The sequence below is a fragment of the Hymenobacter aquaticus genome (assembly GCF_004765605.1).
Classification (GTDB): Bacteria; Bacteroidota; Bacteroidia; order Cytophagales; family Hymenobacteraceae; genus Hymenobacter; species Hymenobacter aquaticus.
This window is the reverse complement of sequence record NZ_SRLC01000003.1, coordinates 322,473-348,064: the sequence shown is the minus strand read 5'-3', so window position 1 is coordinate 348,064 and position 25,592 is coordinate 322,473. Positions and strand designations below refer to the sequence as shown.

Sequence of the window (25,592 nt, the reverse complement as noted above, 5' to 3'; positions counted from 1 at the left end):
CGGGCCGGGCGAGGCAGGCGGGCGTTGGCGGCCTACAGGTTTTTCAGCCAGGCCTGGCGCAGCGCCAGCTGGGCCGGGGTGGCGTCGGGTAGCACGGCGAAGTGGTAGCGCCTGATATCTTCCTGCTCCAGCAGGCGGCAGCGCACTTTTTTCTCGGCTCCGTCGCGGCGCAGGGTCAGCTCGTACTCTTCCCCGGCCTTGCGCGACTTCAGCTCAATCAGGGCCTGGCGCAGGGTGGCCGGCACCACGGCAGTGCTGCCCACGGCCACCAGCTGGTCGCCGGCCGCTACGCCGCAGGCCTGCCAGCTGCCCGGAATGTCGCGCAGCAGCACGGTATTGCCGTTGAAGCCGAAAGACGGGTCGGTGGCGCCCAGGGCTACTATTTGCCGGCCCGTGTGCAGCACCGGCGTGTAGCGCACTCCCACTTTGGCGTAGTATTCCTGCAAGGGCAGGGGCTCGGCCTGCTTCACGTAGCGGGCAAAAAAGTCGCCGATTTCGGGGTAGGTCAGCTTGGTGAAGTCGTCGAAGAAGGTCTTCTCGCTGAAGGGTTTGTCGGGGCCGTAGCGCCTGGTCAGCTCGTTCATTACTTCGCGCAGGCCCCGCTTGCCGCCGCTGAGCTCCAGCAGGCGCAGGTCGAGCAGGGCCGCCGTGAGGGCCCCGCGCTGGTAAATGTTGTTGTACTGGCGCTGGCCCTCGTCGGTAAAGGAGTTCAAGCCCAGCTTGCTGAGCGAGTACGTGGTATCGGCCTGCAGATGGTCGTAGGCCACTTTGCCCGACATTTCCTTCAAATATTCTTCCAGCGGAATCAGCCCGCCGCGCAGCTTCATCATGCCCGCGGCCCACTCCGTGGTGCCCTCGTACAGCCACAAATGCTCGGAGCCGGTGGGCTGCACGAAGTTGAACTGCTCGATAATCTCGGAGTGGATGTTGAGCGGCGTCACGACGTGGAAAAACTCGTGGGCGGCAATGCTGGTAATCTGGCTGGCAAATTCCGGCGTCAGGGGCGCTTCGCGCAGCACGTATTCCGAGCTGTAGGAATGCTCCCAGGCCCCGTTGCTGACGTCGTCGAAGTGGTAGAGAAAGGTGTAGCGCTTCACCGGCAGCTGCACCAGAAACGCCTGGGCGGCGCTGAGCATCTGCTGCATGTAGCCCAGCAGGGGCTCGGCCTTCACCTGGTCGGTTTTGGAAAAGCAGTACAAAGCTACTTCCGCGTCGCCGAGCTTGGTTTTGGCCTCGGTCAGGCGGCCCAGCAGAAACGGCGAGTCTACGGCCTGATCGTAGTTTTTGGCCGCGTAGTAGCCCTGCGCGTCGGCCGTCAGCGGCGTCCCGATTTTCCAGTCAGCCGGGTAGTTGAGCTTGATGCGCAGCGGCTTGCCCTGCCAGCCCTGCAGGTAGCCAAAAATTCCCTGGCCGTTGAGCAAAGCGTGGTCGGCTTCCAGCGACGTGCCGCACATGCGGTACACGCTGTGCTCGGTCACGGGCGTATCCCAGGTTTCGGCAATGGTGTAGCGGATGGCGCGGGTTTTTTCCGGCTGCTGCAGCTGCCACTGGTTGGTCGAAATCTGCTTGACCTCCAGGGGCTTATTCTTGGCGTCGAAAGCCTCAAACTTGCGCACGAACCGGCCAATGTCCATCACCTGGTAAGTGCCCGGCGCGGTGGCTGCAAACTGGAAGACGTTCTGGGCCTTGCTCAGCTTGGGCACCTGTAGCTGCACCTGAAACAGGTCCTGGGTTTTGGGGTCAATGTCGACGGTGTAGGTCAGGGCTTTCTGGGCCTGGGCCAGCGTGGTGGTGGCCAGCAGCCCGCCGAGCAGGGCCGCGGTGCGCAGGATTTTCATGGGGAGAGGGTAAGTGAATCGGCTAACGGATGCAAAAAAGCGTCGGGCGTTGCGTAGCCCGGCTTCGAGCCATCCGCTACCGGGCCCGGCTGACGCGGGAAATCATTTCCGGGGCTTGATGAACGCCGTGGGCATAATTGTATTAAAAGATAATGGGCCTGTCGTTGGGTTCGGTCAGCCCGGGGCCGGAAACATACGTTGCGACTAGTGTCGAGCTGACTTGCGGATAAGTCTATGTAAGCTAATTTAATAATATAACTTTTTTGTAAAATAACATGATTAGGCAAGTTTTATACTTAATATATTGAACTAATAGAAGATAATGATTGGATAGGGCTTTGGCTTTCTGAAATTCCTTTTGTTTCATTGCTCACCTATTGCATACGCCGCTCCATTTCCAATCTTCAACTCATGTGCTATGCAAGCAATTTGTACTATTCCATCTGGCCGCGCTGCCTGGCAGCGGTGGCAGAAAAGCTTCTGGACGCTGGCCGGCGGTCTGCTGCTTTCCACCTCCCTTCTGGCGCAGACCACGCCCCCGGCGTTTCCGCGCAACGAACCGTTTAAGGGCAGCACCGCCCCGAACTTCACCTTCGGCGGCGTGGCTCACCTCACCGGCACCGGCGGCACCGCCGACCCAATCGGCAGCGGCTACCTGCGCCTCACCGACGCGGCCAACAACCAGGCCGGCTACGCCATCGACAACGTGGGCTTTCCCTCGTCGGCGGGCTTCACCATCTCGTTCGAATTCTTCTCCTACGGGGGCACCAACCCTGGCGCCGACGGCTTCAGCGTGTTTCTGGTCGATGCCAGCCAGCCGGCTTCGGGCTTCCGCATCGGGGCTTCGGGCGGCTCCCTGGGCTACGCCCAGAAAACCGTGTCCCCCGTGGCCGATGGGGTTTCCCGGGGCTACATCGGCATTGGCATCGACGAGTTTGGCAACTATTCCAACGGCGCCGAAGGCCGCTCGGGCGGTAGCGCCTCCCTCGACGCCTCGGGCAAAGTGCCCAACGGCATTGCCATCCGCGGGGCCGGCGACGGTTCGGCGGCCACCGACTACCCCTACCTGACCGGCACCCAGCCCGGCACCCTCGACTTTTCGCTCGACGTGGCTACGGCCCGGGCTCAGTCCGGCTCCGACGACTACCGTCGCGCCTTCATCGACGTGGTGCCGACCACCGTGGGCTCCGAAACCACCTACCGCATCTCGGTGCGCATTCAGCACGGCAACTCGATCCGGACGGCCATCGACAACTTCATCGTGCCCACGCCGCCGCCCAACCTGCGGCTGGGCTTTTCGGGCTCGACGGGCGGCAGCACCAACATTCACGAAATCCGCAACCTGAACATCGTGCAGGTGCCTTTCGCCAATACCGACGTCGCCAGCACCCTGTACAATGCGCCCCTGACGATTCCGGTGCTCAACAACGACGTGGCCCCCGGCAGCAGCATCGACCTGGCCTCCGTGGACCTCGACCCCAACACGGCCGGCATTCAAACCAGCTTCACGGTGGCCGGCAAAGGCCGGTTCGTGGTCGGTTCCGACGGCATCGTTACGTTCACGCCTTCCGGCACCTTCGCCGGCCAGGTTGTAATTCCGTACACGATGCGCTCCATTCTGGGCGAAGACTACACCTCCAGCCCGGCTAACATCCGCGTAACGGTGCAGGGCGCCGACGTTGCCGCGACCATCAACGGGCCGGTATCGACCCTGCGCGGGGCTACCGTTACGTACTCGATGACGACGGCCAACCAGGGCGTAACCACGGCCCTGAACGTGGTGCCCAAGCTGCGCCTGCCCGCCAATCTGGCCCCCCTGTCCGTGGTAGCACCCAACGGCACCTACGACGCGGCCAGCGGCTGGGTCACGTTTTCGACCATTGCCTCCCTGCCCAACAGCGCGGTGCCCATCGTGAATACGGCCACTTTCCCGGTGCCCGCCTCCGAGCCCGCGACGATGACCGGCTGGGCCTCGGCCGCCTCCACCGTAGTGCCCGACCCCACGCCGGATAACAACAGCGCCTCGCTCAACACGGCGGTGGGCGCGCCGCTGCCCGTCGAGCTGTCGGCCTTCACCGCGAAGCCCGAGCAAGCCGACGCGGTGCTGGCCTGGACGACGGCCTCGGAGAAGAACAACGACCGTTTCGAGGTGGAGCGCTCCTTGAATGCCACCGATTTCCAGCACGTTGTCACCGTTTCCGGCCACGGCTCCACGGCTACGGCATCGCGCTACCAGTACCGCGACGCGCAGGTGGCCCACCTGTCGCGCCAGCCCATCTACTACCGTCTGCGCCAGGTAGATACTGACGGCCGTACTTCCTACAGCCCCGTCCGGACGGTGCAGTTTGCCGGGGTGGCCAAGCTCGCCGTTTCGGTGTATCCCAACCCCAGCACCGGCACCGCCACGCTCGATCTGACCGGCTTGCCCGCCGGCGAGTGTACCGTGCAGCTCACCGACCTCACCGGCCGGGTACTGCAACAGTTTACCGCCGCCGGGGCCCAGGAGCAGCCCCTAAACCTGCAACAGCTGGCCCCCGGCGCTTACCTGTTGCAGGTGCGCGGCCAGGCTGGGCCGCTGGTATTCCCCGTGGTGCGTCACTAAGGCGCGGGTAGCATTTTGATTTGAACACCAGGCAGAGCCGTCAGCACCGATGCTGGCGGCTCTGTTGGCGTGTAGTCACCTCATTATGGGAGGATCATGAGGGGCGCAGCCGGGAGTTTAGTCGGGCCCCGGCGCTTTTTGTAGGCCGGGAAAGCGGGCCGACCGGCCGAAAACTTCCGCTTGCTGCCTGGCGTACTCTGCGTACCCACCATTCTTTTCCTGCTATGTGCGGCCGCTACACCTTCACTACTCCGGTTCCCGTCATTGAGGAGCGCTTCGACGCCCGGTTCTCCGACGCCCTGCCGCCCACTTACAATGCCGCTCCGTCCCAACAGCTGCCCATTATTACCAACACCGAGCCGGGTCAGATTCAGCTGTTTCGGTGGGGGCTGGTGCCGGGCTGGGTCAAGGATGTGAAAGCCGCGCCCAAGCCCATCAATGCCCGCGCCGAAACCCTGCCCGAGAAGCCGTCTTTCCGGCAGCTGCTGCAGCGGCGGCGCTGCCTGGTGCTAGCCGACAGCTTCTACGAGTGGCAGCAAACCGCTCCGGCTGGCAAAGGTCCTAAAACGCCCCACCGGATTCTGCTGCGCAACGAGCAGCCCTTCGCCTTTGCGGGCCTCTGGGACGAGTGGGTCGACCGGACTTCCGGCGAGGTAGTGCCCACGTTCACCATCATTACCACCGAGCCCAATGAGTTGATGAGCCAGCTGCACAACCGCATGCCCGTCATTCTGCCGGACCGGCAGGCCGAGCTAACCTGGCTCGACGACGCGCAATCGACGGCCGCGCACCAAGCGTTGCTGCGGCCTTACGCGTCTAATCTGATGCAGGAGTACGTGGTAAGCACGCTAGTCAACTCGCCGGCCAACAATGACCCGGCGGTGCTGGCGCCGGCGGCTTAGGCCTTCACCGCCCGGCTTTGCCCCGGGCTACCCAGCCGCCGGTAAGCCGGCCGCGACTTTTTGCGCTTCCGGCGCTTGGTAACTTCTTGGCCCAAAGCGTGGGAAGTAGCAGCCGCTACAGTAGCGGGAGCCGCCGTAGCCGTGTGGCGCGGTGCCGCGTCAGCGGCGTCAACTCCCAGAAAAGAAACCAGCAGCAGTAAGCTCAGCGTTTTCATAGGCGTAAGGCAGTAGCATAGGATGAATAAAAGGTAGGATGTAAGGCAATTCTACTGCTTTTTTATCTATTATTAAAATAAAAGTCATAATTATTAAAAAAATAATCCTGCTTTACGTGATTTGTCGGAAAGCAGGATTGAGGTAGGCTTCAACAGTTTTTCAGCGGCTTAGCGGCCAAACGTGCGGTGCTGACGCCGGTTCTGCATTCCCTTCCGCCGCTTCTTGTACTTGTACTTCTTGCGCTTAAATAGGCCCCAGTCCGCGCTGGCATCAGTGGTGGCAGAAACGGCCCCGGATGATGCCGTGAGCAGAGTCGCCGATGAAACATGGGCTTCGGCTTGCAGGCTGGTGAGGATGGCGGCCAGAACGAGGAGGAAAACGGCTTTCATAGCTTTGGTATTTTGGTTAGATGTTTTGTGATTTTGATGTTGCAATATTAGACAATGATATTTGCTTAATGCAATAAAATTTAACCACATAATGATGTGAATGCACAAAGCCCCGCCGGATCTGGATTACTCCAACCCGGCGGGGCTTGTCTTACTGGCTTGATTACGAGCCTGTTTTCCGGCTTACTCGCCGTTGCTCTTATTCTTTTTATCCTTCACGGGCTCGGCCGAAGTGCCGGCGTCCTCAGCCTCACTGTCGTCAGCGTGGTCCATGGAGCGGTTTACGACTACTACGGCCACGGCGGCAAGTGCCGCGATACCCAGGATAAGCTGCGTAGGAGTGAAGCGCTGAGCGGCCTTTTTGAGCAGAGTACCACCGTGTTTCAGCAGGTCGTCGATGTGGTCATGGTCGCCCTTCACCAGCACGTGGTAGGCACTTTCGAACGTGCGCGCCAGATCTTCGGGCATAATTTTCTCCAATTGCTCTTCAATTTGCGATTCCATAGCGGAAGGGTAGGTGTTGGTGGAAAGTCGGTACAGCAATGGTGGGCGGGCCACCGACAAGCCTGTACGCAAAAAGCCCCGGCTAGGCTACGCTTTTTTACGGCCCTTCGCACATTTATTCCTGAGTTGGGAAGACGCCCGCCGAGCTTTCGCCGCCGAAGATTGGGCCAAGACGCATAAGGTGGGATAAGTAGAAAGCTTCTCCGTGCAGCAGAGCCCACTGGGCATAAAAAAAGCCCCGCTGTAGCAGCGGGGCTTTTTTTATGCCCAGTGGGCTCTATTCGTACACTTTCACCACAAATACGTAGTCCTGTAGCTTGCGGATCTGCTGCCGCCGCGACGTGCCGGTCATCTGGCTGGTGCGGGGCACGTTGTAGGGTTGCGTGGTGCCGGCGGCCGAGAGCGAGTCAACCAAGCGCATCAGGTACGACGATTTGGTGGCAAAGGCGGCGCTCTGCATGTCCATCTGCCGGCCGCTGATAATGCCAATCAGGTTGCCGTGGTCGTCCAGCAGCGGTCCGCCGCTGTTGCCGGGGTTTACCGGAATAGAAATCTGGTAGAACGCCGTGTCGCCCTCGAAGCCCGAGCGGGCACTCAGCGAGCCTTCCCCAAACACCACATCCTCGCGCGGGTAGCCCAGCGTGAATACCTTTTCCCCCAGGTCGGCCGTGCCGCGCTTGAAGGAGTAGGGCAGGCGGCCAAAACCGTTGAACTTGCGGTCGGTGATGCGCAGGATAGCCAGGTCGTGGGCAATGTCGGTGAACACGGGCTGGGCGCGGAAGCGCTGCCGGTCCCGGCTCTCGATCAGCAGCGAGTCGGCGCCCTGAATCACGTGGTAGCTGGTTACCAGGTAGCCGTCGGCGGTGAGCGCAAAGCCCGTCCCGCTGAATTTGCCGGGATTCAGCTCGCCCTCGGGCTTGGTGCCGTCAATCTGGTTGATGGCCCGGTTCATGGCCTTCTGCGTTTGCTTGATGCGCTCTACCTCGCGCCGCAGCACGGTGTAGCCATACAGCGAAGGCCGCTGCTGGGCGGTGCGCCACCACTCCAGGCCGAGCAGCGTGGCAAACACGGCCAGCACGGCCACCGAAGCCGCTACCATAGCCGTGGCCCGGTGTGCGCCCCAGAACTCCCGCAGCTTGCGCTCGACGGGCGAAATATATACCTGCGGCATGAGTGGGTTGCCCGTCTCCAGCGTTTCTCCCTCCAGCCGCACGGCCTGCTCGGCATCCATGTCGGCCTGAATAGCGTGCAGCTTGCGGCGGGTCGCCAGCCGCTCGCCGTAGCCGTGCAGCGTATCCGCCAGGGTCGAGAAATCGGCGAAGCTCTGGGCAAAGTCCGGGTCGGCGGCCAGGCGGCGTTCCAGGTCGGCGCGCGCCGCCACCGCTAACTCCCCGTTGCGGTAGGCTTCGAATAAAGCGTAATAGTCGGCTTCCGTTTTCATAAGCTAAGGGCAGAGTGGGTGCTCTGCCGGGATAAGCACGTCTGCTAAAATGATTCTTCCTCCTTGTAATGGGCGAAAAACAACTTCTTCAGGCGCACCAGGCACTTGTATTTCTGATTCTTGGCGTTGTCGGCGTTGGTATAGCCAAACTCCGCCGTAAGCTGCTGCATAGACTTATCCAGCAGGTAAAAACCTTCTAAAAGCGAGCGGCAGGGCTCTCCCACGCGCTCCAGGGCCTCGCTCATCGTCGCGAAGCGCTTGTCGCGCTCCTCGGCCAGAGCCAGGTCGGCCTCGGCGCCGGTTTCGAGGTAGGGCTCGTGGTCGTCGAGGCGGCCGCCGAAGCGGGTTTTCTCGGCGAGCCGCTTAAGCCACAGCCGGCGGCACACGGCGTAGAGATAGGTCTTGATCTGGCAGCTCAGCTCCAGGGAGCCTTCCCGTACCTTTTCATAGAACACCATCACGCCCTCCTGATACACATCCTTGGCCTCGTCTTCCGTTCCACTATTCTGCAGAACATAGTGCGAGACCATGGGAAGGTGCAAGCGGTAGAGCTGCGCCAGCGCCCGGTCGTCGCCGCGGCGGATAGCCGCCACGAACTCCTCATCGGTGTAGGTAGGAATGCCCTTACCCATTCGCTTTGTTGGTTAATACCTTACCGGTGGTTTGGTAACCCATAAATATTTTTTTTCTGCTGCTGGGTTACCTTCTGGAAAAGCCAGTATGAAGGGCGTTTTTCAGACTAAAATTTTCCAAACGTAACACCAAAATGAAGAATCTCCTGAAGGTTTCTGCCCTGGCTCTCGTATTCGCTACCACGCTGGCTTCTTGCGAGTCGAAGACGACCGAAACCACCGAAACCACGACTGTAGAGGCTCCTGCTACGGACGCTGCTGCTACCACGACCACCATGGACTCGACTAGCACCACGACTGTATCGACCGACACGACGGCTGCTGCTCCTGCTGCTACCACCACCGAGGCTTCGACCACGACCACCACGACCGAGCAGAAGTAATTACGTGCCGGCCCTGGCCGGCGGGTATGCTTCGAACGGCCCGACTTTCCGCTTTGGAAGGTCGGGCCGTTCTATTTTACTGCTACTCAGAAAAATATAAATACCAGCGGCGTTAAATATTTAACAACTTTAATGCAATATTTGTAGCTGCATTTTCCCAAGTATTATTTGTTCGCCTTGTCTAGTTATACTACCCACTCTGAGAGCTTAAACGATTTTCCCGCTCTCCCGGAAAACGCCGCCGCCGCTAGTTCTGCCCCTGATCCGAAGACGGGTGCTCCGGACTCGCGGGCGGCAGAAACGTCGGCGGCCATGGTGTATGCCGTGGGCGAGTATGTGGTGGGCGACGCGGACGACACCCTGCTCAACGGCCACCCGGATATTCGCTACTAACCCGGGCTCAGAGCTTTTCCTCCAGCCATAAGAAACCGGCTGCCAGGAGGAAGAGCCCAAAAAAACACGCACTCGGATAGGGCTGGCGCGTGGATGCCGCCCGCTCATCGGTCTTGCTGGCCGGAGCTGCCAGCCAGGGTAGGGCTGCCTGCTGGCGGCTGGCCTGCTCCAGGCTGGCCCACTGCCGGGGCGCAAACACATAGAAAGCCTGAGCCGGTTGGTTGCCCTGGCTAATCAAGTGCCAGCCCGGTCCGCTTGGCCAGAAGCAAGCGGTTTTCCACTCGGGCAGCTGCGCATCCTGCTGCAAAGCCAGCCAGACGGCGGGTGTTGGGGAGGGCCCGGAAACGGTAGGCTGCTCACCAGGAAACGTGCTTGATTCGAGGCGCAGCTGTAGCGGCTCGTGCGGGCGGGGCCAGGCCGCTAAGGGTTGCCAGTGGGCCAGGACTGGAAGGGGCCGGGCAACCGCGCGCAGCACGTGGCTCCAGTAGGCGGCATAGGTATCATCGGCGGCCTGCAACGCCCACGGGAAGGTCTGGGAAAGAGTGACTACCGCGACTACGCCCAGGCCCAGGCGCTGAACTGCCCCGACGGGGCGGCCGGTGCCGATAAAGAACAGGGGCCGGGCCGTGGGCGCGAGCCGCAACGTAGCCGGCACCAACGCCAGAGCCGAATCGGGAGTGCCCAGCCACCGGATGCGCTGGGGACGGTCGGCGGAGGCGGCCAGGGAAGGCTGCACCGTGAAGCTGGCCCGGGCCGGGGCGGTGCGGGGCAGCGGAGCAGGGTCGGCCAGCAGCGTGAAGCCTAAGCCAGTGTTGCGAATGGCGGCGTTCAGGGTTCCGGCTTCCGAAGATGAGAGGGCCGCTGCCGTGCCCGCGTCGGCAATTACCGCATCGTAGCGGGCCAGCAGCGCGGGCGTCAGGCGGCTCAGGTCGTGGGGCGGCTGGTTGAGAAACTCGGTTTGGGTCAGGCCGCGGCTGAGGCCGGTGCGAAGCGCTACGAGGTGGCGCTGGCGGCCCAGGTAATTCTTCAGAAACCTAAACTCGAAGGAGGCCGTGCTGCTCAGCAGCAGGATGCGCAGGGGCTGCGGGGCCGTTACTTCCACCGGAACCGGCTCGGACACCATCAGCTTACCGGCCTGGCGCGCAACCAGTTGGTACAGGGCCCGCCCCGGAGCTTTGGGCAGAAAGCGCAGCCGAAACGAACCATTGCCCGCTGGCAGCCGAACGGAATCGGCGGTGCGGCCCGGGCCCCGCAGACTTACCCACACGGCCCCGGGGGCAGAGCTGGCGGCGGAAAACCGTCCTTCCACCAGCAAGGGCAAGCCCGCTGCCAGGTGGCGGCTCCACCCGATTTGCTGAAAGCCCGGGCGGGGTGCCGACTTGTGCAGCACGAGCCGCAGCGGCCCGAGGTTGGCTAATTCGGCCGGCGGTATTCCGTCGCCGAGTACGTGCAGCCGACGCAGGGCCGGGTACCGCTCGCGCAGCAACAGCAAACTCGGCAGGGTAGGAGTGTCGGAAGGCGCAGCAAAGCCCAGGCGCCACATCGGCGTAGCCGGGCCCAGCTGGCGCACCACCCGCTGCAGGCTGTCGGGGTGGTAGCCCGGGGTCAGAAGAATAGCTTCGATACGGGTGCCGCGGACGGAGTGCTGGGGCGGATAGGCGGTAAACCACAACGCCAGCACCGCCAGCCCGCCCGCCGTCAGCCGCCACCAGCGGCGCTGCTGGTTCGTCCGGCGCAGGGTGGCCAGGGTAAGGCCCAGGGCCAGAAGCAGGCACAGCAGCAACAGGCCGTAGGAAACGGGGGAGTGAGGCATACTACTCGAAAATATCATCGGCTGGCCTCCTGAAAATAGCGGCGCGACAGGCGGCCGGGCGCTACAGCGCGCGTGGGAACCGCCGCTGGAGTGGGCAGCAAATCGGTGAGGGCCGCTTCTACGGTGGCCAGGCAGGAAGCGCACGGGGGCCGGGTGGCGCGAAGCTCCCGGGCGAGCTGCCGGGCATCGCGCACCGCCGACAGGTAGCGGCCGGGGTTGCGCAACGCCGCCTGCGACAAGGCCCCGGCGGCGCGCTCCACGACAGCCGCATCCGCGGATCGGGCCGGGCGGCCTTGGCGCAGCTGCTGCAGCAGGCCCAGCGCCACCTGCACTGCCGACTGTGCCGGTGCCGGAGCCGACGGGGGCCGGAGCTGCGGCGCTGCCGCGCCCGTTAGCTCGCCGGTGAGGCGTGTGGTCGATTCGGGAATAATCGGAGGCTCAAAGCCGGACTTGCGCACGTAGAGGCGGGTTTGCTGCTGCACCTGCTTGAGCAGGCGCAGGGCGCGGTATTCGTAGGGCAACGCTTCGGCGGGCCGGGCGGTGCGCAGCCGCAGCTCAGCCTCCCACATCTGACTCAGCACGCCCCGCAGCTTGGCTTTGACGGCCGGCTCCAGAAAATCGGCGGTTTCGGAGTCGTCGTGGTGGTGCACGTAGGTGTCGAGCAGCTGCGCCGACTCGGCCGTGACGGATGCATCGGCCGGCGGTGGGGTGCCGTGGTCGTGGCCGGCTTCCTCGGCTTCGGAGTGGCTGGCTTCGTCGGCGTGGTCGGCGTCGGGCTCGGCTACCGGGGGGCGGGGGGCGCTTTGGCCGAAGCTTTCCTCGAACTCCTCGCCCAGAAATTTCCCGTAGCGCAGCCGGAGCACTTTCTGGTCGTGGCCCAGGTCGTTGGCGCGGGAGGCAAAGGTGGCGGGGTCGAGCCCACGCTTTTCGGCCAGCAACTTCTCTGTATCAATGATGACCTGGCGCTGGCTGCGGAAATAGGCCGGCACCACGTTTACGCCCATGGCCATATCCGAAGATGCCTCATTCACGGTCGTGTCTTCCCACTGCACCAAGTAAGTATCGGAGCGGGACGAGTGCCGGGCATTATCCCAGGCCTGCACGTAGAAATACACTTCGTCGCCGTAAGTGAGGCCCAGGGCCGGCAGGCGCAGCACGTGCGTGAGCTGGGCCTGCGTGGGCTGGCCGCGCAGGGCCGCGCTCAGGTCGGTGGCTACTTCCCGAAACTTCACGGCCTCGCCCTGGCCCTGGGCCACGGTGGCCACCAGGCGGGCCCGGGTCAGGCCGTAGTCGTCGCTCAGGGTCAGGCGCACGGCCACCTCCGGCCGTTGTCCGAACTCGACCAGCGTGTAGGGCTTGGGCGTTTTGATTTGCACCACCGGGCCCCGGTCGGGCTGCACCTCCACGGCGTAGTCGTCGGAAGCCTGGCCGGCAAACCGGATTCGGTAGAGCGTGGAGGCCGTAAACGTGTAGGCCACGGTGAACTGCCGGGGCGAGCCGGGCACCGGCCGGAACGGCAGGCGCTGCCGCCCGATTTCCAGCTGGGGCGGGCGGGCCGCTTGGGCAACCTGCACCGTCCACTGCACGCGGGAGCCTTGGGGGCACCGGAACGAGGCCTCCGCGGCCGTGAAGGCTGGCCGGCGCGTGTAGGCCGGCGGCGCAATCTGAATGGTCGTTTCGGTAATCCGGTTCGGCGCGGGAACAGGGGGCGAACCGGGCCGGGCCGGAAAGCGCAGGGCCACGTTGGGAGCTGGGCGGGTCAGTAAGGAAGCCGCACTCCGGGGCCATAGCCCGATGCCGACGGCCAGCAGCAAGGCCGCGCCGGCCAGCCAGAGCGCCGGCCCAAAGCGCACGGGCAGCAGCGGCCCGGCCTGGCCCTGGAGCTCCCGCAGGCGGATTGCTACCTGTTGCTGCTGGAGCTGCTCCAGTAGGTTCAGCTCGGTCGTAGGGCGCAGCAATAAGCCGGTGCTATCTTCCAGAGCCGGGTAACGGCGGTCCAGCCGCCGGGCAATGTGGGGTAACGGCTGGCGCCAGATCAGCCCGAGCTGCCAGGCCAGCAGTGCCGTAGCTACTAGCGCGGTGCTACTAGCGGCCAGCTGCCCCTGCGGCCAGCGCCAGGCCGCCACGGCCAACACGGCCGCCACAGCCAGGGCCGGTAGCAGCACCCGCGCCGTGCGCCGCCAGCGGTAAGCCCGCTGCACCTGCCGCAGTACCGGCAGCGCAGAAGACACGGATGAGGTCAGCACGTGCGCGCTCATACGGCCAGGGCTTTAGAGGAAGAAATACGGTTTGTCACCCATCGTTCCAGGCCCCAGAGCACGGCGGCGGCCAGCACAAACCACGTCCGCAGCTCTACGTCGGTGGGCGCGTTAGGAAGCGGTGTAGCAGCCTCCACCGTGCTTTGCCGGCTTACCAGTTGGGCCGCGTCAAGCTGGCGTGGGTCGGATGCGCTGGGTGGGGGGCTGGCAGCGGGCTCCAGCAGGCTGAGCCAGAGCAAAGGCAGGTCAGGACTATCGGCCAGGGCGCTCCAGGCGGGGTGCAGACGGCTGTGAAACCGGTAGATAATGCCCTGGCCGCTGGTTTGGCGCGACAATACGGGCTGCCCGGTGGCGGTCTGCCAGATGCTGGCTCCGGCGGCGGCGGCCGTGTCGAGGCGCGCGAGGGAGTAGCGCGCCGGTTGCGAAGCCACGCCGAAGCTGGTGGCAACGGCTACGCTGGGCCCGCGTCCATCCTGCCACAGCGTGAGGCCCTGCGGCACCCGCTGCTGCCAGGCCGTTGGCACCGAGCTATTCGCCAGCCAGCACAGCCAGTCGAGGCGCTGCCCAACGGGGGGCGGAGTGGCCGACGAGGTGAGTTCCAGCCGCCCGGCCAACCCCAGGGCCGCGGCCCGCAGCGCGGCCTGCAGGTAGCGCGCGTCCAGGGCGTGGTCGGCGTCGTGGTACAGCCACAGGCGCAGGGGCTGGGTGCGCACCGCAACCCGGGGCGAATCGGCCGCCAGCACCCGAATGCTGCTTGGGCCGTTGCTCCGCTCCTCGTAGCGCAGGGGCGGCAAACCGGCGACGCGGGGCAGCAGGCCATTGGCCGAGCGGGGTTTGGCTACGGTTCGGAAGCTGGTTGAGACGTGGTCCTCGGTGCCGTAGCGAAGTACCAGCCGCACACTGTCCGGCGTCGGCAGGCTGGCCGCCGTCAGCCAGGTAGTGGCAGTGGTAGGCAGCGGGACGGTTTGCCAGCTTACATTCGGAGGCAATGTCGGCCGAACGCCCTGAAAATGCCGCAGGGCCGCCGACGAATACACCCGCAACGGTTGGCCGGGAAACGAATCGGTGGCCTGGCGCACCCGGGACCAGAAGCTCTGGGTAGCCAGCGGCCGCAGCACCGAATCGGATAGGGGAGTAGCCTGGCGCCAGGTAGTATCCGAAATGCGGGGAAAGCCCGGGGCCAGCTGCCGCAGCACAAAGCCCCGGCCGCGCAACGAGTCGATGGCCGGGCGCACCGCCGCCACCGATTCGGAACCCAGCAGCTCCGGGCTGACGAACACCTGCCCCCGGCGGGGCGGGGCAGGCTGGCGCCACACCGGGCCAGCCTGCGCCAGTGCCAGCACGGCCAGCAGCAGCCCGCGCAGCAGCAGCAGGGCCAGCTGTTCCAGCTTGAGGTTGCGCAGCCGCCGGTTGGCCGCCGCCGCCAGCCACCGAATGCTGCCCACCGGTACCGTGCGGGCCGGCCGGCGGTTCCAGAGGTGAATAGCCAGGGGAACGGCTATTCCCAGCAGTGCCAGCAACCCGGAAGGAGCAAGAAAGGTGAGCAACGCGGCGAAAGGTTAGAAGAAAAACAAACGGAAACAGCCCCGTGGCCCGGGCGTTGGCGCAAAGACACCGGCCATCAGAGGGAAGTGGCTTGGCGGCGGCGCAAAAATTCGCGCAGGGCCCCATCCAGCGGCTCGGCGGTGCTGAGTTGGTAGTAGTCGAAGCCCTGGCGGCGGGCCGTTTGGGCGGTGGTGCGCAGCCACTGCTGCAACTGCTGCTGGTAGGCGCCGCGCTGCTGCTCGGCATTCAATTGGAGTGTCTGGCCCGACTCCAGATCCTGAAACGTGACGGCCCCGCGGTAGCTGAAGGCCAGCTCGTTGCCGGCCATCAGGTGCAGCACCAGCACGTCGCCGGCCACGGCCCGCAGCTGGGTCAGCAGGGCATTGATTTCACTTTGCTCCTCGTACAGGTCACTCACGCACACGGTCAGGGCGCGCTGGCGGCGGGCCAGCAGCGGGGCCAGCTGCCCGGCGGCCGGAAACCGGCCCGCCCCGGTCGTGTTCTGCAGCGCTTGATAGAGGCGGGGCAGCTGGCGGGCATCACTGCGGGCGGGCAGGTGCAGCAGTCCTTCGGGGTGCAGAATGCTCAGGGCCACCGCGTCGCCCTGCTGCTGGGCAAGGTAGGCCAGCGCCGCCAGCAGCAGCCGGCCGTAGTCGAGCTTGGTCAGACCGTTGTCGTCGCGGTGGTTCATCGAGGCGCTGGCGTCGAGCAGCAGGTGCACCGTCAGGCTGGTATCCACCTCCGATTCGCGAATGTAGTACCGGTCGGAGCGGGCGGCCAGGCGCCAGTCGAGGCGGCGCAGGTCGTCGCCGGGCTGGTAGGGTCGGTACTGGCTGAACTCCATGCCCGTGCCGCGCCGCCGGCTCAGGTGGTGGCCCGCCAGAAAGCCCTCGGCCGCCTGTTTGGCCGCCAGCGGCAGGTTGTGCAGCGCATGCAGAAGTTCGGGAGTCAGCATAAGGTATTTCACGCAGGGTTTCGCAGTGGCAGGCGCAGGGTCTCGCAGTGGCAAAACACAGCGAACCTCTGCGCCTGCCACTGCGAGACCCTGCGTGAAATCTACACCAATACGTCTTTTAATAACGCGGCCACGGCGTCGTCGGGCGTCAGGTTTTCGGCTTCGGCGTTGAAGTTGAGCAGCACGCGGTGGCGCAGCACCGGCGGGGCCAGGGTGCGGATGTCGTCGAGGGTGGCGGCGAAGCGGCCCTGCAGCAGGGCCCGGGCCTTGGCGCACAGAATCAGGGCCTGCCCGGCCCGGGGGCCCGCGCCCCAGCGGCCGTATTCCTGAATAAACTTCACCGAAGACGTAGCGGGCCGCGTGGCGCGCACCAGGCGGTTCACAAAGTCGAGCAACTCGGGGCTTAGGCTCACCTGCCGCACCAACTGCTGCAACTGCCGGATATCCTCGCCGCCCAGCACGGGCTTCACCTCGGCCCGGGCCGTGCCGGTGGTGCCGCTCAGCACGGCCAACTCTTCCTGCTCGGTGGGGTAGCCGATGCGGATGTAGAGCAGAAACCGGTCGAGCTGGGCCTCGGGTAGCGGGTAAGTGCCGCTTTGCTCAATCGGGTTCTGGGTGGCCAGCAGAAAGAAGGGCTTCGGCAGTGCGTGCTCCTGACCGGCGTAGGTCACGTGGCCTTCCTGCATGGCTTCGAGCAGGGCGGCCTGGGTTTTGGGCGGCGTCCGGTTGATTTCGTCGGCCAGCACCAGGCTGGCGAAAATCGGCCCCTGGTTGAACTTGAACGAGCGGTGCCCGGTGCCGTGGTCTTCCTCCAGCACCTCGGTGCCCAGAATGTCGGTCGGCATCAAATCCGGGGTGAACTGGATGCGGCGGAAGGGCAGGTCGGTGGCCGAGGCCAGGGTGCGCACCAGCAGGGTTTTGGCCAGGCCCGGCACGCCTTCGAGCAGGGCGTGGCCGCCCGCCAGCAAGGCTACCAGCACTTCGTCCAGCACCTGCTGCTGGCCCACGATGATTTTGCCGATTTCCTCGCGCAGCGGCGGCAGCTTAGCTAACAGGGTACGAACGTCTTGTTCCGTCATAAAAAACGTGGTAGTGGTAGGGGCGCGTTGCACGCGCCCGGTCGTTGGTAGTCGTTGGGGCTCTTACCCGGCCGCTGCCGTAGCTTCGCCCGCATGCTTGCGAACCAGCCACCGGGCCGGGTTATTTTGAATGTACTCGCGGTAGACTGCCAGTTCGTGGGCGTTGCGAATGACGTGCTCATAGTAGCTGCGCTGCCATAAGCTATCCGTTGAGCCCCGCAAAGGACGAGTAAGCCGGGTGGTAGTTGCTTTCAAGGCTCCAACGACCTGCCCCAGCGTTTTGACCAACTCTCCGGCGGGTGTGGGCAGAAACCCCAAAATACAGTGCAGGTGGTTCGGCATCAGTATCCAGGCATCGGCATGCAGGCGCGGGTAAGCCGCCGTCAGCTCACACCACGCCCGGCATACCTGCTCCCCGATAGCAGAGTAGCCAACCGTAGCATCTTCTCCGATTTGACCAAAAAGCGGACACCGGTCCTTCGCCACAATGGTCACGAAATACCAGCCCGCCTGCCCATAGTCGTACCCCGGCAAACGCACCGAGCGGCGCTGCGGCAAATCCTGCTGCATCGGGCCAGGTAGGGGCGTGTTGCACGCGCCCGGCGGGACGGAGCCGTCCAAGTTCGTCTGCACCGGGCGAGGAGGTAGGGGCGCGTTGCACGCGCCCGGCGGGATGGAGTTGTCAGGAATAGGAGGATGCATCAGGATAGTTGGATGGTAACGGGCAGCCTAAAAGTATTGAAAGCAACGCCATCCATCCGGCCAAGAGACACTATTCCAGCGGGCTTGTTTTGTTATAAGTAGTTGGCGCAGACAAATCCCGGTGGTGCGGTTCCGGCGGGCGCGTGCAACGCGCCCCTACGCCGTGAGGGCATAGAGCAGAATATTGACGCCGAACTTGGTGTTGTCTTCGGCTAGGAAGCGCTTGTTGCGGAAGTCGTAGTCCCACTCGCAGCCGTAGTCCTTGTTGGAGTAGAGCACCCGCAGCCTGCCGTCGATTTCGATGCCTTTCAGGTAGTCGTGCACCAGGTCGTCGCCCCAGCCATTGAGCTCGAACGAGGTGGGCGGCGGGCCTTCCGGAAACTTGAAGAACTGGGAGTAGATGGGGTGGTTCTTGGCAATCTTCTTCAGAGCCCCGGCTCCGAAGCACTGGCGCATCTGCTCCTCGAAGGAGCGAGCAAACAGCCCGTCGATGTCGTGGTTGCAGTCGTCGACGAACACGAAGCCGCCGCCGCGCACGTACTGGATGAAGTTCTTTTTCTCCTGGGCCGAAAACTGCACCAGCCGGTGGCCCGAGAGGTAGCAGAAGGGGTAGTTGAACAACTCGGGGCTGTCCAGGGCCACGGCCTTTTCCTTCTGACTGACGGGCACGGTGGTGTACTGAATCAGGGAATGCAGCAGGTTGGCGGGCATTCTTTCGTCCACGGCATCCCAGTCGCCGGAGCGGTACTGGAGGCGCACGAAGGTAAACGGAACGGGCATGCGGTGGCGAAGAGGCGAAGCGAAAAGGCAAAGTACGGGGCAAAGACACTCCGGCCGCCGCAAGGTGGCTTAGAGCCCGGCCGAAAATACGCAACGGCCCGCCGCCTCACCCCACGCGCGCAAACGGGTCGGCCACCAATACGGCGGCCCAACTTCCCCCTGCCAGCACTCCGCCGGGGCCCAGGTAACAGCTCCAAGCGTAGGCTCGACCGCAGCCTTCCGCAAAAATGCGCGTACGAATAGGGGTAACGTCGCCGTTAGGCCTCTATCAGTCACGTACTCAACCTCTCAACGCTCCTACTGCTATGAAACGACTTGCGGCCTTTCTTCTGCTCACGCTCTTTTTCGGGGCTTCGGCCCACGCCCAGCTTGGCCTCAAGGGGGGGCTGAACGCGGCCGTGCTACAAGGCTCCGTCGGCACCGACGCCACCTACCAGACTTCCTACCACGCCGGTCTGTTCTACGAAATGAAGGTCATCGGCAATATCATTTCCATCCAGCCCGAGCTGCTGTACTCGTTGCAGGGCACCGAGCGGAAGTCGGACTTCGAAAACTACCGCACCAAGCTGCACTACGTGAACGTGCCGCTGCTGGCCAAAGTCACGGTGGGGCCGGTGTACGTGGAGGGCGGGCCCCAGGCCGGGCTGCTGCTCAAGGCCCAGGACGAGGGCGTGCTGGTGCTGTCCGGCGACGACAGCCAAGTTGTTTACGGCGCCGGCACCCGCAACGCGGGCCCCGATTTCAAAAACCTGGACCTGAGCCTGTGCGTGGGCGCGGGCCTGAAGCTGCCCCTGGGCTTTGCCGTGGGCGGCCGCTTCAACGCGGGCCTGAACGACCTGCGCACGGCCAGATCGGTGCGGAGCGTGAATGACCCGGAGCTGAAAAACCGCGTGTTTCAGGCCTACCTCAGCTTCCAGCTGCCCGGCGGCAAGTAGCCGGACCATAAGCTGGCTTAAAACCAACAAGGCCCCGCACTCAGCGCTGAGTGCGGGGCCTTGCGCGTGTAGCGCCTCGCATTACCAGGGGCGGCGGCGCAGGGCGGTTTTGCGGTTGTTCACGTCCGGAGTGGCGCACCACGAGCGGGGCGTTTCCAGGCATGTAACGACGGCACTGGTGGTAGCCGCCGAGCCGGGCGGCACGGTGCCCCCGGGCACGTAGCCTACCAGCAGCGCCTGGCCCTGCGCCTGGTTCCGCTCATACGCTTCCCAGATAGGGCCGCTGGGGGCCAGCAAGGTGCCATCGGGCAATACCAGCGTGGTATGCTCGGTGGCGCACATGGCCGTTTGGCCCAGGCACAGGCGCACGGTAACCAGGGTGCCGCAGGGCACGTCGGTTGGCTCGGGCGCCACCAGTTCTTTTTCGGCGCAGCCAGCCAGGCTCAATCCGGCGAGCAGTGCCAGACCCGAAAGTAGGCGAGTAGGAGTTAACAGCATATGCGGAGAAAATAAAGAGGTAAGAAAATGAACACAGGTATAGTGAGGAGTATCTGGCGGGGCTAATGGTTGCACCCCACGCCCGGGCGTTGTAGCGGCGCCGGCGGGCCGGGGCCGGCGGGCTTAGCGCCCACTGCCCACCGGGCGGCCGACGTAGGCATTGAACTCGGTGATAATGGATATCAGGTTGCGGTAGTGGTAGTTTTTTTCGCCGGCCCGCACCTTGGCCGCCAGTTCGGGGGCGTCTTGCAGGTACTGGCTCATCACCTCCCTGAAGGTGCCCCGGTCTACCTGCATCAGCAGGCCCTTGCGCCGGACAAAAAAGAGGCTGTTGGTATACGGGATGGCCGCGCTCAGAATGGAGCCGGCCACCGGGATGGGCACGGGTACGCTCTGCTCTTCGGCCTGCAGAAAAACCTCAACCGGCCCGTTCACAAACCGCTCGGCCAGTATTTCGGGGTCGTACAGCTCGTCGTCGAGCTCGTCGGGCAGCAGCATGGTTTCCAGGTAGTGCGGCCCGGCCGTGATGCTGTGCACCCGGGTGATTTCCATCTTCTGCCTTTTGGGCCGGGGCTTGCTTTTTGGGTTCGTCAGGTAGTAGCTAAAGTTGCGGCCAATGCCGGGGTACATGGTCGGGATGGACACGTAGCCCTGGACGGTGCCCCCGCCCAGCAGGCGGATGGTGGCGGGCAGCATGACCGCCTGGCTGTAGGAGCGGCGCACCACCGTATCGGGGGCCGCCGGCTGCGCAACGCTGACGAGAGGGAGTAGAAAGGTAGCGGCGTAAAGAAATTGCTTCATGCGGATAGGCTAAACAGAACTAAAAACGGCTTCCCTCAAGGTGAAGGAAGCCGTCAATTTCAGCAATAAACCCGAGCCTTTATACCGCGTCGGAGAGGCTGGTGAAGGTGAAGTCCCGGATTTTCAGCGGGGGCACCATGTTGCCGCCCACGCGCTGGGGCCGGCCAATGGCTTCCAGGTTGTTGAGCATGATGATGGGGCTTTCGTTGAAGCGGAAGTTTTTCACCGGGTGCTTGATCTTGCCGTTCTCGATGTAGAAGGTTCCGTCCCGGGTCAGGCCGGTGTAGAGCAGCGTCTGCGGGTCGACGGGGCGGATGTACCACAGGCGGGTCACCAGAATGCCCTTGGCCGTGCCCTTGATCATGTCCTGCACGCTCTGGGTGCCGCCCTCCATAATCCAGCCGCCGGGCGGCGGAATGTCGGGAATACCAGCTTTCTGGGCCCAGAAGCGCGACGAGTACAGGTTCTTGACCACGCCCTTCTCAATCCAGGTTACTTTCTTCTGCGGCCGGCCGTCATTGGCGAATACCCGGTCGGGAATGTCGGCGCTGGTCGGGTCGGAGTAGATGGTGACCCGCTCGTCGAACAGCTTTTCGCCCTTCTTGTTGCCGCCGCCCTTCTTGCTCAGGAAGCTGCGGCCTTCGTCGGCGGCGCGGGCATCCATGGCGCTCATCAGGGCCTGGAGCAGCGAGGCGTCGGTGTTGGCCACCAGCGCCGCGGGCTCCAGAATCACGGTGTACTTGCCGGGCTCAATGGCCTTGGCATTCACCGAGCCGGCCGCTTTGTCGGCCGCAATCTGGGTCAGGCGGCCCGCGTCGAACTTGGTGATGTCGTTGTAGTCGGCCGTGGCGTAGCCCGAGCCGGTGCCGTCGGGGGTGCGCACCGTCACGGAGTACTCCAGGCCGGTGTAGCGCTGGTACACTTCCAGGCCCTTGTTGTTGAGCTTGGCCAGAAAGCCGGTGCTGTCGTTGAGGAAGCCGGCCGAGGAAAGCTTGCGCTTTTCGCAGAGCTGCAGGCTGGCGGCCGTTTGCTGGGCGCGGTAGTCGGGCGTGATGTTGGCCGTGCTCTGGGCGTAGGCCTTCGAGCCGTCGAGGTACTGCTGGGGGCCCAGCAGGGGCATGTACTCGGGGCTTTCGGGCGCCAGCTTCGCAATTTCCTCGGCCCGCTGCACGCAGCGGCGCAGGGTCGCGTCGTCGAACTCGTTGCAGGTGGCGATGCCGCTGCGCTTGCCAAACCGCGACTCGACGATCAGCTGCACGTTTTCGACGGCCCCGGCGGTGCTGATGGCGTTGCGGGCCGAGCGGACGTTGCCGCCCATCTCGCCGTTCAGCGTGGCCTCGCACTCATTGGCCGTGCTAAAGCTCAGGACCTTCTTCAGGATAGCCTGGGCTTCGTCTTTGGTTAGTATTGCCATGTTTCGGTAATGTGCTAATGTGGGGAAGGTGCTGATGTGCTAATGAATAATATGCTTTTCAGGTGGTGCCGTTACCAGTGCCGGCGGCGTTGGCTTTGCTGCTGCTGATAATCCGCGACAGAAGCCGCTGAATATCTAGTAGCGTGGCAAACAAAGCAGTGGGCGGTTCAGGGTAGGAGGGAGCATGCTTGCAAAGCAGCAGCCAGTACTCCGTTTCGGCGGCTTCCTTGGCGGCTACTTTGCACTTGTGCGTAAAGTCGGCCCGGCTTTCGGCGTGCTGGGCTTCACGCACATTGGCTCCAATGGAAGTGCCGCTACGTAGCAGCTGCTGCGCAATAACGAAGCGCCGAACCTGCTCCAGCTCCTGAACATAGGCCAGTATCTGCAAGGCAAAGTCGAACGAAATGCGGACGATGGGATTATCGGCCGGCGTCAAATCCGACTTCATTGCCCGGCAGTCAAGCTGACCGGAAAAAGCACATTACTCACATTAGCACTTGAGCACATTAAAAATTACCCGATCTTCCGGGCCGTGTTGATGATGTTGACGCCGTTGAAGCGGGTGGTAGCCGAGCCGTGGCTCACGGCCGACACCTGGGGCGGCTGGCCCTTGCCGTCGAAGAAGGAGCCGAACAGGCGGTAGTCCGACTCGTCGCAGATGGCCGAGCAGCTGTTCCAGAATTCCTGGGTGTTGGCCTGGTAGGCTACGTCTTCGAGCATGCCGGCAATTTTGCCCTTCTCAATGGCGTAGAACACCGTGCCGCCGAACTGGAAGTTGTAGCGCTGCTGGTCGATGGAGAACGAGCCGCGGCCGGCAATGTAGATGCCCTTGTCCACGTTCTTAATCATGTCGTCGACGCTCATCTTCTGGGTGCCGGGCTTGAGGCTGATGTTGGCCATGCGCTGGAACTGCACGTCCTGCCACGACTGGGCGTAGCAGCAGCCATCCGACTCATTCTGACCCACCATGGCCGCCTGGTCCCGGATTTTCTGGTAGTCTACCAGCATGCCGTCCTTGATGATGTCCCACTGCTTGGTTTTCACGCCTTCGTCGTCGTAGCCCACCGCGCCCAGCGAGCCGGGCTGGGTTTTGTCGGCAATGATGTTGACCAGCTTTGAGCCGTAGGGCTTGTTCTGCTTTTTCCAGTCCAGGGTGGCAAACGAGGTACCGGCGTAGTTGGCCTCGTAGCCCAGCACGCGGTCCAGCTCGGTGGCGTGCCCGATGCTTTCGTGGATGGTCAGACCCAGGTGGTTGGGGTCGAGCACGATGTCGTACTTGCCCGGCGTCACCGATTTGGCCGTGAGCTTGCCTTTGGCCTGCTGCGCGGCCAGGGCCGCGTCTTCCAGAATGTCGTAGCTGTTTTTGTAGCCGATCAGGCCCGTGCCCGAGGGGCCGGCAATCTTGTCGGCGGCTTTGGGCGTCATGTACTCGTAGCCCATGCCCATGGGCGCGCTCAGGGCCTCGCGGGTCCGGAACTTGCCGGTGGTGCGGTCCACGGCCGTTACGCCGAAGGTCGGCCAGATGCGGTGCACGTCCTGGTCGATGTAGGAGCCGTCGGTGCTGGCAAAGTACTTCTGCTCGTTGATCTGGAACAGGGCCGAGTTGACGAAGTTGGCGCCGTTGTCGAGGGCCTTGGCGTTGGCGGCCAGCATCAGCTCCACTTTCTGGGCAATGGGCACCTCAAAGGCGTTCTGCACGATGGGCGTTTTCCAGCTCACCTCGCCGTAGCCTTTCTGCGGGGCCAGGTTCACCTTTTCCTTCTGCACCTTGGAGTTGGCTTTGGCAATGGCCACGGCCAGCTGCGCGGCTTTGGCCAGGCCCGCTTCCGTCACGGTGTTGGTGGCGGCAAAGCCCCAGGTGCCGTTGGCCAGCACCCGCACGCCCGCGCCGAAACTCTCGCCGCTGGCAATGTTCTGCACCTGCTTTTCGCGGGTGAAGATGCTCTGGTTCAGGTAGCGCCCGATGCGCACGTCGGCGTAGGTGGCCCCGGCCGACTTAGCCGCGTTCAGGGCCGCGTCGGCCAGACGCTTTTTCAGGGCGGGGTCCACGCCTTCCAGCAGCCGCTCCGGATCAACCGGGGTGCCACCGAAACCGGGGAAACTGGGCAGGAACAGGGCGCCGGCCGCTAAGCTGGTCAGCCCGACAAATTCGCGTCGTTTCAAGGGGTAGAAGTTTGGTAAATAGAAGGAGGGAAAGGCAGTTTAAGCAGAAAAGCAGGCAAACTCAACTCCACAGACGTAAACTTTAGGCCGGGGCTGCAAAGGGGGAATGTGGTTTAATGTGCTAATGTGGTTGAATGTGCTGAAGTGCTAATGAGGGGAATGTGAGAAATGTGGGAAATGTGTCATGGCCAGGCGCTTCCTCGCAAGGACACGAGTCGTTGAACGACAACTCACCATTTCACTAACTCACCAACTCACCGAACCAGCGCCAGCAGGTCGTGGGCAATGCCGGGCCAGGGCTGGTTCAGGTCGATGGTGACGACGCGCACAGGGTGGCCGCCGAGGGTGTAGCGGGCGGCTAGCTCGTGGCGGGCGGCGGGGTAGAGCAGGATGCCTTCCAGCTGCTGACCGGGGGCAACGGGCTGGTTCTGCAGGTAGGCGTAGAGCTGGTAGAGGTGGGGCGAAATCAGCTTTTGCTGGTCGTAGCGCGGGCGCAGAGCCTCCTTGTAGTACTTCGTGTCGAGGATGATTTTGCGGTCCGGCGCTTCCAGGGTCGTGTCGGTTATCATCACCGGCAGCAGGGCCAGGTCGGTGGCCTGCTCGGCGTCGGCCTGCCAGGTTATGGTTTCCGACAGCACCCGGAAGCGGCGCTGCTCGTGGCGGTAGAAGTTGCGCACAAAAGCCTCGAAGAGCTGGGCCATCAGCCGCTCGTCGCGCCGGAAATCCCGGAAACGGCTGCGGCCCGCCGCGTCGGGCGCGGGCAGGGCGCTCTGGTGCAGCAGCGTGCAGATGTTCAGCAAAAAGGCCTCCTGCCCGTGGGGTCGCCGCCGGCGCACCTGCCGCAGCGCGTGCGTCGTGCAGGGCGTGGCCGCTACCGAGGCCGGAAAGCGGCGGCACACGGCGCGCACCTCGTGGCGCAGGGCCGGGGCCAGGCGGCGCGTGCGACCCAGCTGCTCCAGCACCCCCAGCAGCAGGCCGTTGAAGGGCGTATTGGCCGTCAGGGCATCGTAGGCGCACACGGCCCGGCCCCGGCGCAGCAGGTCGCGGCTTAGGCTGGGTGCCAGCAGCAGGCGTCCGCGCAGCTCCGGGAGTTCTTCTTCCTGCTCCACGTACGCCTGGCCGAGACCCTGCCGCAGCAGGCGCCGCGTGCCCGAGAGCAGCACCTGAGTAAGCAGCTCCAGCGGCTTGTGAAACGGGGCCGCCTGCACGCTCAGCAGCTCCTCGCGCTCCGGCAACCGGTTCCAGGCGTAGCACAGCAGATAGTACAGGTTCTGAATCGGAATCACGGAGTCGGACGGATTTTTCGGATGGGGTTCCTGGCTCCGGCTGGCAACATTCGCCGCAAGAAA

Annotated in this window: 24 protein-coding genes; 5 read left to right on the top strand and 19 right to left on the bottom strand. The window is 63.8% G+C overall.

The features are described from left to right. Positions 1–32 precede the first annotated feature (32 nt). Complete coding sequence (locus tag E5K00_RS21290) at positions 33–1,838, bottom strand: M61 family metallopeptidase (RefSeq protein WP_135465330.1); 1,806 nt, start codon at positions 1,836–1,838, stop codon at positions 33–35. Positions 1,839–2,256: 418 nt separating this feature from the next. On the opposite strand from E5K00_RS21290, the gene E5K00_RS21285 reads away from it, so the two are divergent. Together E5K00_RS21285 and E5K00_RS21280 are read left to right on the top strand one after the other, a co-directional pair. After that, complete coding sequence (locus E5K00_RS21285) at positions 2,257–4,440, top strand: T9SS type A sorting domain-containing protein (protein WP_135465329.1); 2,184 nt, start codon at positions 2,257–2,259, stop codon at positions 4,438–4,440. Positions 4,441–4,664: 224 nt separating this feature from the next. Continuing rightward, positions 4,665–5,342 carry an SOS response-associated peptidase gene (locus E5K00_RS21280; protein ID WP_135465328.1) on the top strand — a complete coding sequence of 226 codons (678 nt, stop codon included), beginning with the start codon at positions 4,665–4,667 and terminating at the stop codon, positions 5,340–5,342. Here E5K00_RS21280 and E5K00_RS21275 read toward each other — a convergent pair. The 5 genes from E5K00_RS21275 to E5K00_RS21255 form a co-directional block, all read right to left on the bottom strand. Beyond that, positions 5,339–5,557 carry a hypothetical protein gene (locus E5K00_RS21275; RefSeq protein WP_135465327.1) on the bottom strand — a complete coding sequence of 73 codons (219 nt, stop codon included), beginning with the start codon at positions 5,555–5,557 and terminating at the stop codon, positions 5,339–5,341. The genes E5K00_RS21280 and E5K00_RS21275 overlap by 4 nt on opposite strands. A 168-nt stretch (positions 5,558–5,725) precedes the next feature. Continuing rightward, positions 5,726–5,947, bottom strand: coding sequence for a hypothetical protein (locus E5K00_RS21270; RefSeq protein ID WP_135465326.1), 222 nt, complete (start codon positions 5,945–5,947; stop codon positions 5,726–5,728). Between the two features lie 183 nt (positions 5,948–6,130). After that, positions 6,131–6,451 carry a hypothetical protein gene (locus E5K00_RS21265; protein WP_135465325.1) on the bottom strand — a complete coding sequence of 107 codons (321 nt, stop codon included), beginning with the start codon at positions 6,449–6,451 and terminating at the stop codon, positions 6,131–6,133. A gap of 277 nt (positions 6,452–6,728) precedes the next feature. Then, entirely contained in the window at positions 6,729–7,892 is a 1,164-nt protein-coding gene (locus E5K00_RS21260) for a S1C family serine protease (RefSeq protein ID WP_135465324.1), read from the bottom strand. Positions 7,893–7,936: 44 nt separating this feature from the next. Beyond that, positions 7,937–8,524 (bottom strand): RNA polymerase sigma factor, encoded by a 588-nt coding sequence (locus E5K00_RS21255; RefSeq protein ID WP_135465323.1) that lies wholly within the window; start codon positions 8,522–8,524, stop codon positions 7,937–7,939. Between the two features lie 134 nt (positions 8,525–8,658). Here E5K00_RS21255 and E5K00_RS21250 point away from each other — a divergent pair, with 134 nt between their 5' ends. Both E5K00_RS21250 and E5K00_RS21245 read left to right on the top strand, forming a co-directional pair. Further along, positions 8,659–8,907: a hypothetical protein gene (locus tag E5K00_RS21250; RefSeq protein ID WP_135465322.1), complete on the top strand. Its 249-nt coding sequence runs from the start codon at positions 8,659–8,661 to the stop codon at positions 8,905–8,907. 177 nt (positions 8,908–9,084) lie between these two features. Next, entirely contained in the window at positions 9,085–9,300 is a 216-nt protein-coding gene (locus E5K00_RS21245; RefSeq protein WP_135465321.1) for a hypothetical protein, read from the top strand. A gap of 7 nt (positions 9,301–9,307) precedes the next feature. On the opposite strand, the gene E5K00_RS21240 is transcribed toward E5K00_RS21245, so the two are convergent. From E5K00_RS21240 to E5K00_RS21210, 7 genes are all read right to left on the bottom strand, one after another. Further along, entirely contained in the window at positions 9,308–11,113 is a 1,806-nt protein-coding gene (locus tag E5K00_RS21240; protein WP_135465320.1) for a hypothetical protein, read from the bottom strand. Between the two features lie 14 nt (positions 11,114–11,127). Next, complete coding sequence (locus E5K00_RS21235) at positions 11,128–13,371, bottom strand: DUF4175 family protein (protein WP_135465319.1); 2,244 nt, start codon at positions 13,369–13,371, stop codon at positions 11,128–11,130. Further along, a complete protein-coding gene (locus E5K00_RS21230) occupies positions 13,368–14,918 on the bottom strand; it encodes a BatA domain-containing protein (protein ID WP_135465318.1) in 1,551 nt (516 codons plus the stop codon). Before E5K00_RS21230 ends, E5K00_RS21235 begins: the two co-directional genes overlap by 4 nt. Before the next feature lie 74 nt (positions 14,919–14,992). Further along, positions 14,993–15,871: a DUF58 domain-containing protein gene (locus tag E5K00_RS21225; RefSeq protein ID WP_135465317.1), complete on the bottom strand. Its 879-nt coding sequence runs from the start codon at positions 15,869–15,871 to the stop codon at positions 14,993–14,995. Between the two features lie 101 nt (positions 15,872–15,972). Continuing rightward, the gene (locus E5K00_RS21220; RefSeq protein ID WP_135465316.1) at positions 15,973–16,950 is read right to left on the bottom strand and encodes an AAA family ATPase; all 978 of its coding nucleotides are present in this window, start codon (positions 16,948–16,950) and stop codon (positions 15,973–15,975) included. 63 nt (positions 16,951–17,013) lie between these two features. Next, positions 17,014–17,520: a transposase gene (locus E5K00_RS21215; RefSeq protein ID WP_167856989.1), complete on the bottom strand. Its 507-nt coding sequence runs from the start codon at positions 17,518–17,520 to the stop codon at positions 17,014–17,016. A 288-nt stretch (positions 17,521–17,808) separates the two neighbouring features. Beyond that, positions 17,809–18,432, bottom strand: coding sequence for a DUF4159 domain-containing protein (locus E5K00_RS21210; RefSeq protein ID WP_135465314.1), 624 nt, complete (start codon positions 18,430–18,432; stop codon positions 17,809–17,811). A gap of 305 nt (positions 18,433–18,737) precedes the next feature. On the opposite strand from E5K00_RS21210, the gene E5K00_RS21205 reads away from it, so the two are divergent. After that, on the top strand, positions 18,738–19,367 hold the full coding sequence (locus tag E5K00_RS21205) for a porin family protein (RefSeq protein ID WP_167856988.1): 630 nt from the start codon (positions 18,738–18,740) through the stop codon (positions 19,365–19,367). Between the two features lie 81 nt (positions 19,368–19,448). On the opposite strand, the gene E5K00_RS21200 is transcribed toward E5K00_RS21205, so the two are convergent. The 6 genes from E5K00_RS21200 to E5K00_RS21175 form a co-directional block, all read right to left on the bottom strand. Further along, the gene (locus E5K00_RS21200) at positions 19,449–19,865 is read right to left on the bottom strand and encodes a hypothetical protein (RefSeq protein ID WP_135465312.1); all 417 of its coding nucleotides are present in this window, start codon (positions 19,863–19,865) and stop codon (positions 19,449–19,451) included. A 123-nt stretch (positions 19,866–19,988) separates the two neighbouring features. Further along, positions 19,989–20,666 carry a hypothetical protein gene (locus E5K00_RS21195; RefSeq protein ID WP_135465311.1) on the bottom strand — a complete coding sequence of 226 codons (678 nt, stop codon included), beginning with the start codon at positions 20,664–20,666 and terminating at the stop codon, positions 19,989–19,991. Between the two features lie 79 nt (positions 20,667–20,745). Beyond that, positions 20,746–22,080, bottom strand: coding sequence for a TldD/PmbA family protein (locus tag E5K00_RS21190; RefSeq protein WP_135465310.1), 1,335 nt, complete (start codon positions 22,078–22,080; stop codon positions 20,746–20,748). A gap of 58 nt (positions 22,081–22,138) precedes the next feature. Further along, positions 22,139–22,528, bottom strand: a complete 390-nt coding sequence (locus E5K00_RS21185; RefSeq protein ID WP_135465309.1) for a four helix bundle protein — start codon at positions 22,526–22,528, stop codon at positions 22,139–22,141. Between the two features lie 65 nt (positions 22,529–22,593). Next, a complete protein-coding gene (locus tag E5K00_RS21180) occupies positions 22,594–24,243 on the bottom strand; it encodes a TldD/PmbA family protein (protein ID WP_135465308.1) in 1,650 nt (549 codons plus the stop codon). A 254-nt stretch (positions 24,244–24,497) separates the two neighbouring features. Further along, positions 24,498–25,529, bottom strand: coding sequence for a 5-methylcytosine restriction system specificity protein McrC (locus E5K00_RS21175; RefSeq protein ID WP_167856987.1), 1,032 nt, complete (start codon positions 25,527–25,529; stop codon positions 24,498–24,500). Positions 25,530–25,592: the final 63 nt, after the last annotated feature.

Bases quoted from the DNA above. Each gene is read 5' to 3' on its own strand.
- E5K00_RS21260 (WP_135465324.1), bottom strand. From the start codon at position 7,892: ATGAAAACGGAAGCCGACTATTACGCTTTATTCGAAGCCTACCGCAAC.
- E5K00_RS21225 (WP_135465317.1), bottom strand. From the start codon at position 15,871: ATGCTGACTCCCGAACTTCTGCATGCGCTGCACAACCTGCCGCTGGCG.
- E5K00_RS21290 (WP_135465330.1), bottom strand. From the start codon at position 1,838: ATGAAAATCCTGCGCACCGCGGCCCTGCTCGGCGGGCTGCTGGCCACC.
- E5K00_RS21275 (WP_135465327.1), bottom strand. From the start codon at position 5,557: ATGAAAACGCTGAGCTTACTGCTGCTGGTTTCTTTTCTGGGAGTTGAC.
- E5K00_RS21285 (WP_135465329.1), top strand. From the start codon at position 2,257: ATGCAAGCAATTTGTACTATTCCATCTGGCCGCGCTGCCTGGCAGCGG.
- E5K00_RS21185 (WP_135465309.1), bottom strand. From the start codon at position 22,528: ATGAAGTCGGATTTGACGCCGGCCGATAATCCCATCGTCCGCATTTCG.
- E5K00_RS21205 (WP_167856988.1), top strand. From the start codon at position 18,738: ATGAAACGACTTGCGGCCTTTCTTCTGCTCACGCTCTTTTTCGGGGCT.
- E5K00_RS21270 (WP_135465326.1), bottom strand. From the start codon at position 5,947: ATGAAAGCCGTTTTCCTCCTCGTTCTGGCCGCCATCCTCACCAGCCTG.
- E5K00_RS21210 (WP_135465314.1), bottom strand. From the start codon at position 18,432: ATGCCCGTTCCGTTTACCTTCGTGCGCCTCCAGTACCGCTCCGGCGAC.
- E5K00_RS21250 (WP_135465322.1), top strand. From the start codon at position 8,659: ATGAAGAATCTCCTGAAGGTTTCTGCCCTGGCTCTCGTATTCGCTACC.
- E5K00_RS21195 (WP_135465311.1), bottom strand. From the start codon at position 20,666: ATGAAGCAATTTCTTTACGCCGCTACCTTTCTACTCCCTCTCGTCAGC.
- E5K00_RS21240 (WP_135465320.1), bottom strand. From the start codon at position 11,113: ATGCCTCACTCCCCCGTTTCCTACGGCCTGTTGCTGCTGTGCCTGCTT.
- E5K00_RS21235 (WP_135465319.1), bottom strand. From the start codon at position 13,371: ATGAGCGCGCACGTGCTGACCTCATCCGTGTCTTCTGCGCTGCCGGTA.
- E5K00_RS21280 (WP_135465328.1), top strand. From the start codon at position 4,665: ATGTGCGGCCGCTACACCTTCACTACTCCGGTTCCCGTCATTGAGGAG.
- E5K00_RS21220 (WP_135465316.1), bottom strand. From the start codon at position 16,950: ATGACGGAACAAGACGTTCGTACCCTGTTAGCTAAGCTGCCGCCGCTG.
- E5K00_RS21190 (WP_135465310.1), bottom strand. From the start codon at position 22,080: ATGGCAATACTAACCAAAGACGAAGCCCAGGCTATCCTGAAGAAGGTC.
- E5K00_RS21255 (WP_135465323.1), bottom strand. From the start codon at position 8,524: ATGGGTAAGGGCATTCCTACCTACACCGATGAGGAGTTCGTGGCGGCT.
- E5K00_RS21265 (WP_135465325.1), bottom strand. From the start codon at position 6,451: ATGGAATCGCAAATTGAAGAGCAATTGGAGAAAATTATGCCCGAAGAT.
- E5K00_RS21200 (WP_135465312.1), bottom strand. From the start codon at position 19,865: ATGCTGTTAACTCCTACTCGCCTACTTTCGGGTCTGGCACTGCTCGCC.
- E5K00_RS21215 (WP_167856989.1), bottom strand. From the start codon at position 17,520: ATGCAGCAGGATTTGCCGCAGCGCCGCTCGGTGCGTTTGCCGGGGTAC.